Source organism: Winogradskyella pacifica, from assembly GCF_013403915.1.
Classification (GTDB): Bacteria; Bacteroidota; Bacteroidia; order Flavobacteriales; family Flavobacteriaceae; genus Winogradskyella; species Winogradskyella pacifica.
Map to the genome: position 1 here is coordinate 112,711 of NZ_JABFDI010000003.1, position 13,661 is coordinate 126,371.

General features: G+C 35.2%; 13 protein-coding genes. 6 read left to right on the forward strand and 7 right to left on the reverse strand.

Annotation, left to right across the window (positions count from 1 at the left end; all coding sequences use genetic code 11):
- Positions 1-105 precede the first annotated feature (105 nt).
- On the forward strand, positions 106-2,502 hold the full coding sequence (locus tag HM984_RS03935; protein WP_179348198.1) for a protein-disulfide reductase DsbD family protein: 2,397 nt from the start codon (positions 106-108) through the stop codon (positions 2,500-2,502).
- Between the two features lie 193 nt (positions 2,503-2,695).
- Positions 2,696-3,679 carry a DNA topoisomerase IB gene (locus tag HM984_RS03940; protein WP_115807565.1) on the forward strand — a complete coding sequence of 328 codons (984 nt, stop codon included), beginning with the start codon at positions 2,696-2,698 and terminating at the stop codon, positions 3,677-3,679.
- 4 nt (positions 3,680-3,683) lie between these two features.
- On the opposite strand, the gene HM984_RS03945 is transcribed toward HM984_RS03940, so the two are convergent.
- The 5 genes from HM984_RS03945 to msrB all read right to left on the reverse strand — a co-directional run bounded on the left by HM984_RS03945 (position 3,684) and on the right by msrB (position 6,474).
- A complete protein-coding gene (locus HM984_RS03945; RefSeq protein ID WP_179348199.1) occupies positions 3,684-4,640 on the reverse strand; it encodes an aldo/keto reductase in 957 nt (318 codons plus the stop codon).
- A gap of 7 nt (positions 4,641-4,647) precedes the next feature.
- Positions 4,648-5,175: a peptide-methionine (S)-S-oxide reductase gene (locus HM984_RS03950; protein ID WP_179348200.1), complete on the reverse strand. Its 528-nt coding sequence runs from the start codon at positions 5,173-5,175 to the stop codon at positions 4,648-4,650.
- Entirely contained in the window at positions 5,154-5,408 is a 255-nt protein-coding gene (locus HM984_RS03955) for a glutaredoxin family protein (protein WP_179348201.1), read from the reverse strand. The genes HM984_RS03950 and HM984_RS03955 overlap by 22 nt, the downstream gene beginning before the upstream one ends.
- A 74-nt stretch (positions 5,409-5,482) precedes the next feature.
- Positions 5,483-6,022, reverse strand: coding sequence for a peptide-methionine (S)-S-oxide reductase MsrA (msrA, locus tag HM984_RS03960; protein ID WP_179348202.1), 540 nt, complete (start codon positions 6,020-6,022; stop codon positions 5,483-5,485).
- On the reverse strand, positions 6,022-6,474 hold the full coding sequence (gene msrB / locus HM984_RS03965; protein ID WP_179348311.1) for a peptide-methionine (R)-S-oxide reductase MsrB: 453 nt from the start codon (positions 6,472-6,474) through the stop codon (positions 6,022-6,024). The genes msrA and msrB overlap by 1 nt, the downstream gene beginning before the upstream one ends.
- Positions 6,475-6,724: 250 nt before the next feature.
- Between msrB and HM984_RS03970 the strand changes: the two genes are divergently transcribed.
- Positions 6,725-7,153: an FKBP-type peptidyl-prolyl cis-trans isomerase gene (locus tag HM984_RS03970; RefSeq protein WP_115808388.1), complete on the forward strand. Its 429-nt coding sequence runs from the start codon at positions 6,725-6,727 to the stop codon at positions 7,151-7,153.
- Positions 7,154-7,295: 142 nt separating this feature from the next.
- Here the strand turns inward: HM984_RS03970 and HM984_RS03975 are convergent, their stop codons facing one another.
- Both HM984_RS03975 and HM984_RS03980 read right to left on the reverse strand, forming a co-directional pair.
- Positions 7,296-8,795: a sulfatase family protein gene (locus tag HM984_RS03975; RefSeq protein WP_179348203.1), complete on the reverse strand. Its 1,500-nt coding sequence runs from the start codon at positions 8,793-8,795 to the stop codon at positions 7,296-7,298.
- Positions 8,796-8,823: 28 nt separating this feature from the next.
- On the reverse strand, positions 8,824-9,585 hold the full coding sequence (locus HM984_RS03980) for a DeoR/GlpR family DNA-binding transcription regulator (protein ID WP_115807559.1): 762 nt from the start codon (positions 9,583-9,585) through the stop codon (positions 8,824-8,826).
- A gap of 192 nt (positions 9,586-9,777) precedes the next feature.
- Here HM984_RS03980 and HM984_RS03985 point away from each other — a divergent pair, with 192 nt between their 5' ends.
- Genes HM984_RS03985 through HM984_RS03995 form a run of 3 tightly spaced genes read left to right on the forward strand, consistent with a single transcriptional unit; the run spans position 9,778 to position 13,638 of the window.
- Complete coding sequence (locus HM984_RS03985; protein WP_179348204.1) at positions 9,778-11,343, forward strand: glycerol-3-phosphate dehydrogenase/oxidase; 1,566 nt, start codon at positions 9,778-9,780, stop codon at positions 11,341-11,343.
- A gap of 54 nt (positions 11,344-11,397) precedes the next feature.
- Positions 11,398-12,894 (forward strand): glycerol kinase GlpK, encoded by a 1,497-nt coding sequence (gene glpK, locus HM984_RS03990; protein ID WP_179348205.1) that lies wholly within the window; start codon positions 11,398-11,400, stop codon positions 12,892-12,894.
- A gap of 15 nt (positions 12,895-12,909) precedes the next feature.
- Positions 12,910-13,638: an MIP/aquaporin family protein gene (locus tag HM984_RS03995; RefSeq protein WP_179348206.1), complete on the forward strand. Its 729-nt coding sequence runs from the start codon at positions 12,910-12,912 to the stop codon at positions 13,636-13,638.
- The last annotated feature ends 23 nt before the right edge of the window (positions 13,639-13,661 follow it).

Consider the following 13,661-nt stretch of genomic DNA (forward strand, 5'->3'; position numbering starts at 1 on the left):
ATACTCACAATTCTCTTCCCGAATTCTTAAGATTTTTATAAATTAGACGATTGTAATCCTAGAATAGAAACCCTTCTGTTACATTTGCAAATTAACATGTCGTTTATGAAATTTAATAAAATACTTCTACTTTGCCTTTTGGCATTTACGTTTTCATTCAATTTATTTTCGCAAGTTTTTGATCCCGTGAAATGGGAAACTAAAGTTGAAAAAATTTCAGATACAGAATACAATCTTATTTCAACAGCAACGATAGATGCTGGCTGGCATTTATACTCGCAAAATGTGCCAAACAATGGCCCTATTCCTACAACCTTTGTTTATACCGAATCTAAAGATTTTGAATTAATAGGAAAAACATCTGAAGAAGAAGGTGAAACTATTGACGATCCTGTTTTTCAAATGCGAATTAAATATTTTGGTGAAAAAGCAGAATTCTCACAACGTATTAAAGTTCTTAATAAAGAATTGTCACTTGTTGAAGGTGAAGTGGAATTTATGGTCTGTGATGACGAAAAATGTTTACCACCAACTTATATAGATCTTACGTTTAACCTAAAGGATGCTGAAGATACTAAGGAGATTCCTGCAGGAATGGCATTAAATTTAACAGGTAATACCACAAAAATTCTTGAGCCTGTAAAATGGAGTACTTCTGTTGAAAAACTAAATGATACCGAATTAATTTTAGTGTCTACTGCAACTATTGATAGTGGCTGGAAATTGTATGCTCAAAATATTGAAGAAGGAGGTCCAATTCCAACAAGTTTTGACTATACATTAAAAGACGGTATTGAGCTTGTAGGTTCTACCAACGAAGAAAAGGGTGAAGAAAGTATAGATAAGGTCTTCGATATGAAGATTAAATACTTTAAAAATACGACAGAATTCAGACAGAAAATTAAAGTTTCAGATGCTACAATTTCTTCAATCGTTTCTGAGGTTGGTTTTATGGCTTGTGATGATACACAATGTACCGCACCAACTTATATCGATTTAGAATATGATTTAACTAAGACAGTTGTGGCTTCTTCTGATATTTATGAAAACTCTGAAGCAGATGACGATGAGTCGAGCGAAGGCTTATGGTCTATATTTATTATCGCTTTCTTTTCAGGATTTGTAGCATTATTAACACCATGCGTGTTTCCAATGATACCAATGACGGTGAGTTTCTTTATAAAACAAAGTCAATCTAAAGCCAAAGGCATCCGTAATGCTATTATTTATGGATTATCAATAATCGTCATCTATGTCTTATTAGGTACAATCATAACAGCGATTTTCGGTGCTGATGCGTTGAATGCATTAGCAACAAACGTTTGGTTTAACCTTATCTTCTTTATATTATTAGTGGTTTTTGCCATTTCATTTTTAGGTGCTTTCGAAATTGTATTACCAAATTCATGGGCAAATAAAGCCGATAAGCAAGCCGATAGAGGCGGACTCGTTGGCATCTTTTTTATGGCTTTAGCCTTAGCAATTGTCTCATTTTCTTGCACAGGTCCAATAGTAGGAACTATTTTGGTTGAAGCAGCTTCCAAAGGAGGTATCGCACCGGTAATAGGAATGTTAGGCTTTTCATCTGCAATCGCATTACCATTTGCATTATTTGCTGCTTTCCCGGGTTGGTTAAATTCTCTACCAAAATCAGGAGGCTGGTTAAATACAGTGAAAGTCGTTTTAGGATTTTTAGAACTAGCTTTAGCATTTAAATTCTTATCGCAAGCCGATTTAGTATTGCAATTACATTTCTTAGAACGCGAAGTATTTATAGCAATATGGATTGCCATTTTTGGAACCTTATCCTTATATCTTTTTGGGAAAATTCAATTACCACACGATTCTCCACTGAAACATATTTCCGTAGGACGCTTATTATTTGGCTTACTAACGTTGACCTTTACGATTTATATGATTCCAGGACTTTGGGGCGCACCTTTAAAAATTATAAGCGCCTTTCCTCCTCCATTAGATTATTCTGAATCTCCGTATGGAGTCGGTAATTCAAAAGCTGGTGGCGCAAGTATAACAGATATTCCTGAGGGTGCCCATTTATTAGCACCACATGATATTTTAGCATTTAATGATTACGAAACCGGTTTGGCTTATGCTAAAAAAGTAGGGAAACCTGTGATGCTAGACTTTACTGGATGGGCTTGTGTGAATTGCCGTAAAATGGAACAAAATGTTTGGGTAGATCCACAAGTATTATCTAAACTTAAAAACGACATTGTGCTTATTTCTTTATATGTCGATGAGCAAATCGATTTTCCTGAAGGTGAAGCACCAGATTCAAAATTAAGACCTGGTAAAAAATTAAAAAACCGTGGTCAGAAGTGGAGCGAAATGCAAACTATTAGGTACAAAACCAATACACAACCGTATTACGTATTGATGGATCATAATGAAGAAAATCTAAACGAGCCTGTTGCTTACACTCCAGACATTGAGGAATACGAGGCATGGTTAAAAGAAGGGATTGGGAATTTTAAAGATTGAGAAAACGAACGTTTTACGCTTTTTATTACCAGCTTTTTTGTGATAATCTGACTTCTCCCTTTAAGAGTTATTCTGCTGTATTTTCTATTAGGGTTATAACCATAAATGTAATAAAGACACACTACATGGCTTTTGAGTTAAGCGATGTGGTGTTAAAGAATTTACTTTATAATTCATTAACAGGAATGGCATCATGTACTACAGAAAAAAGCATGGCAAGGGCTTTCGCTACGTCGATAGCTCTAATAATACGATTAAAGATAAAGATCTAAAAGAATGGTTTAAGTCTTTAGTTATTCCTCCGGCTTGGACGGAAGTAGAAATCGATTCTAAGAAGACAACTAAAATTTTAGCGACAGGTAGAGACGATAAAAACAGAAAACAATACATCTACAATCCTAAATTTAGAGAAAAACAAGATCAAGAAAAGTTTGATCGCATTCTTAAGTTCGCCGACAATTTAGAGCATATGCGTCGTGTTACTGGGCAGCATCTTCGTAAGCGTAAATTAGCTAAGGAAAAAGTGCTTGCGTGTATGGTTCGCCTTTTGGAAGCGGCTTATTTTCGTCCAGGAAGTGATCGTTATTCCAAAGAAAATAGCAGTTATGGTTTAACAACGATGAGAAGTAAACACTTACAGATTGATGGAGATGAGTTGATTTTTCATTACATCGGAAAGTCTGGTAAAGAACAAGAACGGCATATTGTAGATAAAAAGTTAGCTAAAATAGTACAAGAAATCGACGACTTACCGGGTTACGAAATATTCAAATTTATTGATGAAGACGGTGTAAAGCAAGACGTGAAGAGCGATCATCTCAATGCATATATTCGGGATGTGATGGGAGACGAATTTTCAGCCAAAGATTTTAGAACATGGGCAGGCACTGTAATTGCTGCTATGGCATTAGATGAGATTGGCTATTCTAAAGAACAAGATCAAAAAGAACTGGATAGTAATATTCGCAATGCTGTTATAAAGGTTAGTGAAAGGCTAGGGAATACGCCTTCGGTAGCACGTAGTTCTTATATTGATCCACGTGTCATTGATGAATATATTGATGGTAAAACCATTAATTATTTTCAAAAGGAAATTTTGCGACTTTTGAAGGTCAACGAAAATCTTTCAAGAGAAGAAATCGGTGTGTTATGTATGTTGAAAAAGAAGTTAAAATAAGCGGTTAATTCCAACTGAGATCACTTCGCTCTTGCCAATAGTCTTGAGGATCTACAGTAAGCGATTTTAGTTTTAAAATCTCGTCTGCTTCTAGTTTTAAATTAAAAGCTTTCAAATTTTGTTGAAGCTGATTAGTGCTCGACGCACCACTTAAGATGAGGCTTGGTTCTAAACTATCCATAATAAAACGAATGGCTATAGCATCTGCGTTAACGTTGTATTTCTTGGATAGCGCTTCAAGATAGTCATAAGCAGATTTATAATTAGGAAACGTATCGTTTTTGAAAATTCTACCATTAGCTAAAGCTTCTTTAATGATTACGGTTTTATCTTGTGCTAATAATTCTTTTAAAATTTCAAAAGTAGATTGTTCAAATATATTGAAAGTCACTTGATAGCTATCAAATAGATTTTCACCATTAAAACTAACTTTTCGAGCTTCTTCTATAATTTTTACCTGCTCAGTTCCGCTAGAAGACATTCCGATTTTAAGTTGATGCTCTTGTTTTAATTCGTTTAATCTCGAGAGTACAGCATCATTGGTTAAAACACCACTATCTAATGTTGCTGAATGAATTTGATAGATTTTTAAATTAGGCAATAAGGCTTTTGAAACGTCCCATTGTTCGTTCAATTTCTCTATAGAATGTTCTTTTATTTCATGCTTACCTGAAAATCCAACTTCCCAATTCGCAACATAGGTATACCCAAATTTGGTAGAAAGATGAACGTCTTTGTGGTTTCTAGAGTCATTCCAATCTTGCAAAAACTGTTCACCTAAACCATAAGAAGGAGCCACGTCAAAATCACGAATTCCTAAGGCGTAGCTTTCATCTAAAACCTTTAAAGCATTTGCCTTAAAACTCTCAATAGACTTATTTATGTTTTGCTCTGGTCTTATATTTATATAATCTGGTCGGCCTAAAGCGGCTAAGCCTAATCCAATTTTTGTGTTGCTCATCTGTTAATTATTCTGATGTCGATTGTAATGTTTTAGGAATAAAGTCTGTATCAATATAATTTGAAAAATCCTTTAATAAGAGTCTCAATTTAGGATTTATAAAGCGTTCGCAGAAAGGTTTTTTAGGATTTTTTTGATAGTAACTCTGAATGGCTTCACGAGACGCTTTAAATTCGGAAAACGGATAGGCTTTAGTTATTAGTTGGTTTCTATACTCTAGTTGAAATGCATTTAATAAAGTTTCAGTTTCTGCTTTCTGATCCTCTGAGAAATAATAGATGGCAGAACGGTATTTGTCTCGCATAGAATGTGCAGATGTACTTTTGTGTGTACGTAAATGAATTTCAATTAAAACTTGAAGTGAAATAATATCAGAATCAAACTGTAAAATTACCGCCTCGGAAAACGAGCTATTATTCTCGGTAGAAGCAATAAAACCTTGTTCTACATTATAGACTCCTTTCAAAGATTGAAATACAGCTTCGGTACACCAATGGCAACCACCTCCAAATGCTATTTTAGTTGGTCTATCCATTTTATTAATTCTGCGTCCGATGGGTTTCGTAATTTTTTAGTTCCTAACGTGAGTGTTGGAAAATTAAGTTTTTTATTGGTATATAAGTTTCTTAATTCTTCAGCATAATCTTCATTGATGTCTACATCTAAAAATGTATATGATAAACCTCGCTCATTTAAAACCTTTATGTAATGTTGGGATTTATGGCATCGCGATGTGCCATATAACTTGATTTTTAAAATAGAAGACATGTGTTATTCGCGTGTTTTTTGTTGATAAAAAAAAAGCAACTCTCAATAGAAAGTTGCTCTTAAATATTTGTTTGTTATTTTAACTTATCTGAATGCAATTTTCTGAGCTTCGCTAATTTGGGATCTATAACGAAACTACAATAACCGTATTCCGGATTGCTTTCATAAAAATCTTGATGCTCTTTTTCTGCTTCATAAAAAACAGGAGCAGAAGTTAATTCGGTAACAATAGGTTGTTCGTAATAAGGTTTCATCTCCTTAAGTACAAGGTCCGCAATGTCTTTCTGTTTATCATCATGATAATAAATTACAGAACGGTATTGTGTGCCACGATCGGCTCCTTGTCTATTCAGTGTTGTAGGGTCGTGCGTGGTCATAAAAATGACTAGAATATCTTCGTAGCTAATGACGTTAGCATCAAAAGTAACTTGTACAACTTCAGCATGCCCCGTTAAACCAGAACAAATTTCTCTATAGGTTGGTCGTCCAGGAACAGTTCCACCCGAATATCCAGATATCACTTCTTCCACACCTTTTACTTCCTGAAAAACAGCTTCTGTACACCAAAAACAGCCTCCGCCTAGGGTTGCTATTTGTAAATTTTTAGTTGTCATTAGGCAGTCTCCGTATCTAAAATCATGGATTCTGAATTCACGCAATAGCGCAATCCGCTCGGTTCGGGTCCATCTGGGAATACATGACCTAAATGCCCATCGCAAGTGTTACACATCACTTCTACGCGTACCATTCCGAAAGTTGTGTCTTTTTCATACTTAATGGCGTTTTCTTTTATGGGTTGCGTAAAACTTGGCCAACCTGTGCCTGAGCTAAATTTTATGGTAGAATCAAACAACGGAGTGTCACAACAAACACAATTGTATTTGCCTTCGTCATAAGCTGTACAGAGCTCACCTGTATGTGCGCGTTCTGTACCTTTCTGTCTCGTAATTCTGAATTGTTCAGGAGTTAATTGAGTCCTCCATTCTGCTTCTGTTTTTTCAACTCTTTTATCTGGAGTTGGATTTCCATTTACGGAAAAGTTGATGACTTCTTTCCAAGTTAACATAGTTAATGGTCCTTTCTTGTTATAATTGATTTGTCTATCTGTTTTCAAGATAAAGGTAGTCGAAATGTTTTTCAATTTCTTACAGTTATAGAATTATAAGTGCGTTACCTAGGTATCTTTCTAAATTTACATCAAACGGTTAATATATCACGTTAAGTTTTTCTTAAATACACCGAAAATATTAGGTTTCATTCTTTATTCTGTCTTAGAAATAATAGTTTTGCAGCTTAAATAAATGAAAACAAGAAGTATGAGTATAGTAAAAGAAAATGATACAGTAAAAGTTCATTACACAGGGAAGTTAAAAAACGGACAAATCTTTGATAGTTCTTTAGAACGTGAGCCATTAGAGTTTACCTTAGGTAAGGGCATGTTGATTCCTGGTTTTGAAAATGCTGTCATTGATATGAAAGTGAACGATAAGAAAACTGTGGATATTCCTGTAACTGAAGCTTATGGTGAGGTAAAACAAGAATTATTTCATAAAGTTGAAAAAACACAACTTCCTGAAGAAGTAAAGCCAGAAGTAGGTTTAGGTTTAGTATCTAAAGATGCGCAAGGTAATGAGCACCCTTTTAAAATTGTAGAAGTTAATGATGACCATATAGTAGTAGATGGAAATCATCCATTAGCAGGACAAGAGTTAGTATTTGATCTAGAATTAGTAGAGATTAAATAAGTGTCTGTCTGAGCGCAGTCGAAGACCTGATGAAAATTATTTTTAGTGGTAATTCGAATGCTCCCATGTGACAAAATAAAAAAAACCTGTAAAGTTCAACTTTACAGGTTTTTTTATTAAAAATCAAGGGCAAAAAGGCTATTTATTTTATAATGTGTGCTTCACACCATGCGTCGTATGCGGTTTGTAATTCTTTAACTATTTCAGGATGCTGCGCTGAAACATCATTGCGTTCTCCTGGGTCAGCTTCAATATCAAACAATTTCAGAGTTAAATCATCTCTTATTGGCGCGATATATTGTGCCGATGGTTCGCTTTTCCAATGATTTTCCTTAGCATTTGTTATTTTCCATTTTCCTTGTCGTGCAGCCCAAGTTTTTTGCCATTTCCAAACTAATAGGCGCTCTTCTTTTGGTTCAAGTAAACTAATGCCATCAATATCCTTATCAGTGATTGTAATTCCTGCAGCGTCCGTTAACGTCGGTAGAATATCTAATGCAGATACATAACGTTTTTCAATTTTGCCAGGATCCACATGTCCTGGCCAACTTACTGCCATTGGCACTCTGATGCCACCTTCCCAAAGAGAGTATTTACCACCTGTTAATGGTGCGTTATTTGCACCTGTAAGAGGAGAACCACCATTATCTGATACAAATACAACTAAGGTGTTTTTGTCTAATCCGGTTTCATTTAGAGCATCTAAAACACGGCCAATATTATCATCTAAACAATTCAAATTGGCTAAGTAGTATTTTCGTAAGTCATTTGTATTTATGGCGCCAACTCTAGAGTATTTATCGTAGTACGCTGAGTAACTTCCTGGTTTATGATTTCCAAACTCTTCTAAGTTGTCAGGGTCGTAGTTAGGAATCTCTTTAACATTAAACTTATCTAAATATTTTTTTGGCACTTCGTGAATTAAATGATGAACAGCACTGTAGGATAGTGTTAAAAAGAAAGGCTTGTCGTGTTTACGTTTTAGATAATCTATAGACTCGTCTGTTAAAATATCGGTAAGATAACCTTCTTCGTAACTTTTTTCACCCATATTATGCATTAAAGGTCCCAATAATGCACTCGTGCCATAGGGATCTGGAGTGCGATCTTTTATACTTTGAGAATTTGCCCAATAATCGTGAGCGTGTGCAGAAAACCCTAAAAACTCATCATAACCATGTTGTAATGGATATTCTCTAACATCATTTTTATGAAAATTACGGCCTAAATCGTTTTTGCCAATACGCGCTGTGTGGTAACCGGCTTCTTTTAAATACTCAGGAATTGTTTTTACATCGTCTGGTAATCCTGGTCCCCAACTAGCTGGTTTATCCCAACGGAATTGATTTTTTCCCGTAATAATTCCTGCTCTAGATGGACTACAAACTGGTGCTGTAACGTAAGCCTGTGAGTACACCGTTCCGGATTTTCCTAATCGTGCGATATTTGGACTAGAAACAGAGGTGTCAAAATTGTCAAAAGGCGAAAAATCCGCATAACCTTGATCATCGATAACAATTAAAAGAATGTTTGGTTTTTCATTCTGCATTGCCATATTTTCTAAAGAAGTTTCACTTTTCTTCTTTTCTGAATGACATGAAAATAATAAAGCAAAAACTAGTAATGTTACGACGTGTTTCATTTTAAAAGTTGTTTAGGTTAATTCAAATTTATAAGCCATCTACAATCGTGACTTTGATTTCTTTTTCTTCTAATTTTTTTCGTTTTATATCGGAAATACCACTGTCTGTGATAATTTCATCCACACGTGAAAGATCACATATCCGAGCAAAGCTCTTTTTTCCGAATTTTGATGAATCCGCCAAAACAATCACTTTTTGAGCTGCATTTAGCATTTTCTTGTTTAATTCAGCTTCTTCTAAGTTTGTAGTAGAAAGGCCGTATTCTAAATCAATCCCGTCAACACCTAAAAACAATTTACTGCAAGACACATTTTGTAAAATATATTCCGCGTAATTCCCAATAACAGAAGCAGAACTGTGTCTTATGTAACCACCAAGTTGAAGGATTTCAATATTTTTATCATGTATAAGGTGTAGAACCACATGAAGTGAAGACGTAATTACTGTCAGTTTGTTTTTGGGTTGAATGTATTTTGAAAAGGCTTGTACGGTTGTTCCAGAGGCAATTAAAATAGAGTCGTTTTCAACAATACGACTTGCGGCCAATTGCGCAATGCCATTTTTCTCTTCTACTGAGATTTTTTCTTTATCTAAAACCGTACGTTCATTAATGTATGGGTTTTCTAAAGAAGCTCCGCCATGAGTTCTGTGGAGTAAACCTTTTTGTTCTAGAAGTTTTAAATCTTTTCTAATAGTTACTGCAGAAACATTTAAAATCTCACATAAGTCTAAAACTTCAAGGTGTTTTTCTTTCTCTAACCGGTCTAGTATGTCTTGATGTCTCTTCATGTATTGAATTTTGATGCGATGTTTTTTTTGATAATGATAAGGCTTGAAAACAAACAAATATAATAAAACGAAACAAAATGAAGCTGGTGTTTTTTGATAATCTTCATTATTAGAGAAATATAAGTTTCATTTTGTTTCATTTTGAATTAATTTATTTATATTTGAAACTAATTGTAATACAAATACACTATTTTGTTCAAAAGAGAAACGTTATTAGATCAGTTAAAAACGACCGAAAATTGGGATGTTATTATTATTGGAGGAGGAGCAACAGGATTAGGTGTTGCCTTAGATTGCACAACCCGTGGTTATAAAACATTGCTTTTAGAGCAGGTAGATTTTGCTAAAGGAACTTCGAGTCGAAGTACAAAATTAGTGCATGGTGGAGTTAGATATTTAGCGCAAGGAAACATCGATTTGGTTCGAGAAGCTTTGTATGAGAGAGGGTTGATGTTGCAAAATGCCTCACATTTAGTAAGTAATCAGTCTTTTATAATTCCAAATTATAGATGGTGGGATAATTTTTTCTATATGGTGGGAATGAAGGTTTATGATTTTTTATCCGGAAAATTAAGTTTTGGTAAGTCGATTAGAATTAAGAAGAGTGAAACCATTGCTAGGTTATCAACTTTAAAAACAGATAAGTTAAAAGGTGGTGTTGTTTATCACGATGGTCAGTTTGACGATTCTAGGTTAGCCGTAAACATCGCTCAGAGTTGTATTGAAGAAGGTGCGACAGTTTTGAATCATGTTAAGGTGAAAAACCTTCAAAAAGACGATAACGGATTAGTTAATGGGGTCGTTGCTATAGATACCGAAACTCACACTGAATATACCTTAAATGCAAAAACAGTTATCAATGCAACAGGAGTGTTTTCTGATGAGGTTTTGCAAATGGATAATAAATCTGCAGAGAACAGTATTCGTCCAAGTCAAGGTATTCATTTGGTATTTGATAAATCATTCTTACCAGGAAACGATGCTATAATGATTCCGAAAACGGATGATGGTCGTGTGTTATTCTTAGTACCATGGCATAATAGAGTGGTGGTCGGAACAACAGATACTTTATTAGATAGTCATAGTTTAGAGCCAAAAGCTTTAGATAAAGAGGTCGATTTTGTTTTAGAGACAGCAAACAGGTATCTTAATAAAAAAGCGAGCAAAGCCGATGTGTTAAGTATTTATGCCGGACTAAGACCTTTGGCAGCACCAAAAGATAAATCAGAAAAAACTAAAGAAATATCTAGAAGCCATAAAATAATAGTTTCAGATTCTGAATTGATTACAATCACAGGAGGAAAATGGACTACGTACAGAAGAATGGCTCAAGATACCGTGGATAAAGTCATAGAGTTAAAGAAGCTGCCGAGCTCAAAATGCAAAACACAAAACATTAAGATTCATGGTTCTAACGGAGCTGTAGATCGCGCAAATCATCTTTATATTTACGGAACAGATCAAAAAGGTATTGCTCAGCTTGTTAAAGAAAATCCTGAATTAGGAGAACTTTTGCATCCAAGATTAGAGTTTACAAAAGCAGAAATAATTTGGGCTGTAAGACATGAAATGGCGAGAAGCATTGAAGATGTGTTAGCAAGGCGTGTGCGAATACTATTTTTAGATGCAAAAGCAGCTATAGAAATAGCACCGCTTGTTGGCGAATTATTAAGAGTAGAATTAAATGAAACTGATGATTGGAGAGTTGAACAAATTTCAGAATTTATACAAATTGCAGATCAATACATATTAAAATAATATTAATTTATTCCGAACTCTACTTCGGTAAACTAATAAATAAACTAATAAATTATGGGTAAATATATTCTGTCCCTAGATCAGGGTACAACAAGTTCTAGGGCGATAGTTTTTGATAAAAAAGGTGGTATTGTTTCAATAGCTCAAAAGGAGTTTACTCAATATTTTCCTAAGCCAGGTTGGGTAGAGCATGACCCTATAGAAATCTGGTCTTCACAAGCCGGAGTTGCAGCAGAGGCCATTGCTAAAAATGGATTGGATGTTGAGCACATCGCGGCTATTGGAATTACAAATCAGCGTGAAACTGTTGTGGTTTGGGATAAAAACACGGGGAAACCTGTTTATAATGCGATTGTTTGGCAAGATAAAAGAACTTCAGATTACTGTGACCAACTAAAAAAAGAAGGTAAGGCAGAACTTATAAAGAAAAAAACAGGTTTAGTTATAGATTCTTATTTCTCAGGAACTAAAGTTAAATGGATTTTAGATAATGTTGAAGGCGCGAGAGCTAAAGCCGAAGCTGGAGATTTAATTTTAGGAACTATTGATTGTTGGTTGGTTTGGAATTTTACAAAAGGTAAGCAACACGTCACAGATGTTACTAATGCTTCTAGAACCTTAATGTTTAATATCAATACCATGGAATGGGATGATGAATTGTTAGAGTTATTGACCATTCCTAAAAGTATGTTGCCAGAAGTAAAAGCGTCAAGTGAAGTTTATGGTCACACGACATCGACATTTTACGATACTAAAATTCCCATTGCAGGAATTGCAGGTGACCAACAAGCAGCATTATTTGGGCAAATGTGTACCAAACCAGGCATGGTTAAAAATACTTACGGAACCGGTTGTTTTATGTTAATGAATATCGGAGATAAACCAATCGTTTCAAAAAACAACTTGTTGACGACTGTAGCTTGGAAAATTAACGGAAAAACAACCTATGCCTTAGAAGGAAGTGTTTTTATTGCAGGAGCCGTTGTGCAGTGGCTTCGCGATAGTTTAAAAATTATAAGAAATTCTTCAGATGTCGAAAAATTAGCAGCTTCGGTAGATAGTACAGATGGTGTCTATTTTGTTCCGGCTTTTGCTGGTTTGGGAGCGCCACATTGGAATCAGCATGCAAAAGGTACTATGTTTGGATTGACAAGAGGGAGTACAGATGCACATATCGCTAGAGCAGCTGTAGAGTCTATAGCATTTCAAACTATGGATATTTTAAAAGCCATGGAAGCTGATGCCGATATATCTATAAAAGAATTACGTGTAGATGGTGGTGCTACAATTAATAATATGTTGATGCAGTTTCAATCGGATGTTTTAAACACTAAAACGGTAAGACCAAAAATAGTAGAGACCACTGCTATGGGAGCGGCGTTTTTAGCAGGTTTGGCTGTTGGTTATTGGGAAAGTCCTGAGGAAATTCAAGATATTTGGCAGGCGGATAAAACGTTTAGTCCAAAAGAGGACAGAACGGAAATTGAAACCAATATTAAAGGTTGGTATAGAGCTATTGATGCTTTGGAGTATTGGACTAAAAACATTTAAAACAGCGTTTAAATTATGACACCATTTATAGCAGAAATTATAGGTACAGCGATTTTAATTTTACTAGGTGGAGGCGTTGTGGCTAATGTCGTCCTCAATAAAACCATTGGTAATAATAGTGGTTGGATAGTGATTACAACAGGTTGGGCTTTGGCTGTTTATGTTGCTGTGGTTATTGCGGGGCCTTATAGTGGAGCGCATATTAATCCAGCAGTTACAGTTGCTGTGGCAATCGCTGGTAAATTTCCCTGGGCTGATGTGCCGATGTATATTTTAGCGCAAATGATTGGAGCTATGATAGGAGCTTCTGCAGTTTGGTTAACTTATAAGAATCATTTTGACGAAACAGAAGACGCAGATTCTAAGAAAGCCGTTTTTTGTACTGCGCCAGCGATTAGAAATACGTTTTCAAACTTTTTTAGTGAAATGATCGGGACGTTTGTCTTACTCTTTACCATATTTTATTTTGCAGATGCCAGTATTACAGAGACTGAAGCCGTTATAGGTTTAGGGGCTTTAGGAGCTTTGCCTGTTGCTTTTTTGGTTTGGTCCATTGGCTTGTCTTTAGGAGGTACTACTGGTTATGCCATTAATCCGGCAAGGGATTTAGGGCCGCGACTTATGCATGCTATTTTACCAATTAAAAATAAAGCAAAAAGTGATTGGTCGTATGCTTGGATTCCTGTTTTAGGGCCATTAACTGGTGGAGCGTTAGCAGCTTTTTTAATGCTTGCGTTGTCATAGCTTAGTATTTCAAGTTTATAATT

What these genes read in the sequence shown, in the direction of transcription:
- HM984_RS03935 (WP_179348198.1), top strand. Translation starts at nt 106, where the DNA reads ATGAAATTTAATAAAATACTTCTACTTTGCCTTTTGGCATTTACGTTT.
- HM984_RS03940 (WP_115807565.1), top strand. Translation starts at nt 2,696, where the DNA reads ATGTACTACAGAAAAAAGCATGGCAAGGGCTTTCGCTACGTCGATAGC.
- HM984_RS03945 (WP_179348199.1), bottom strand. Translation starts at nt 4,640, where the DNA reads ATGAGCAACACAAAAATTGGATTAGGCTTAGCCGCTTTAGGCCGACCA.
- HM984_RS03950 (WP_179348200.1), bottom strand. Translation starts at nt 5,175, where the DNA reads ATGGATAGACCAACTAAAATAGCATTTGGAGGTGGTTGCCATTGGTGT.
- HM984_RS03955 (WP_179348201.1), bottom strand. Translation starts at nt 5,408, where the DNA reads ATGTCTTCTATTTTAAAAATCAAGTTATATGGCACATCGCGATGCCAT.
- msrA (WP_179348202.1), bottom strand. Translation starts at nt 6,022, where the DNA reads ATGACAACTAAAAATTTACAAATAGCAACCCTAGGCGGAGGCTGTTTT.
- msrB (WP_179348311.1), bottom strand. Translation starts at nt 6,474, where the DNA reads ATGTTAACTTGGAAAGAAGTCATCAACTTTTCCGTAAATGGAAATCCA.
- HM984_RS03970 (WP_115808388.1), top strand. Translation starts at nt 6,725, where the DNA reads ATGAGTATAGTAAAAGAAAATGATACAGTAAAAGTTCATTACACAGGG.
- HM984_RS03975 (WP_179348203.1), bottom strand. Translation starts at nt 8,795, where the DNA reads ATGAAACACGTCGTAACATTACTAGTTTTTGCTTTATTATTTTCATGT.
- HM984_RS03980 (WP_115807559.1), bottom strand. Translation starts at nt 9,585, where the DNA reads ATGAAGAGACATCAAGACATACTAGACCGGTTAGAGAAAGAAAAACAC.
- glpK (WP_179348205.1), top strand. Translation starts at nt 11,398, where the DNA reads ATGGGTAAATATATTCTGTCCCTAGATCAGGGTACAACAAGTTCTAGG.
- HM984_RS03995 (WP_179348206.1), top strand. Translation starts at nt 12,910, where the DNA reads ATGACACCATTTATAGCAGAAATTATAGGTACAGCGATTTTAATTTTA.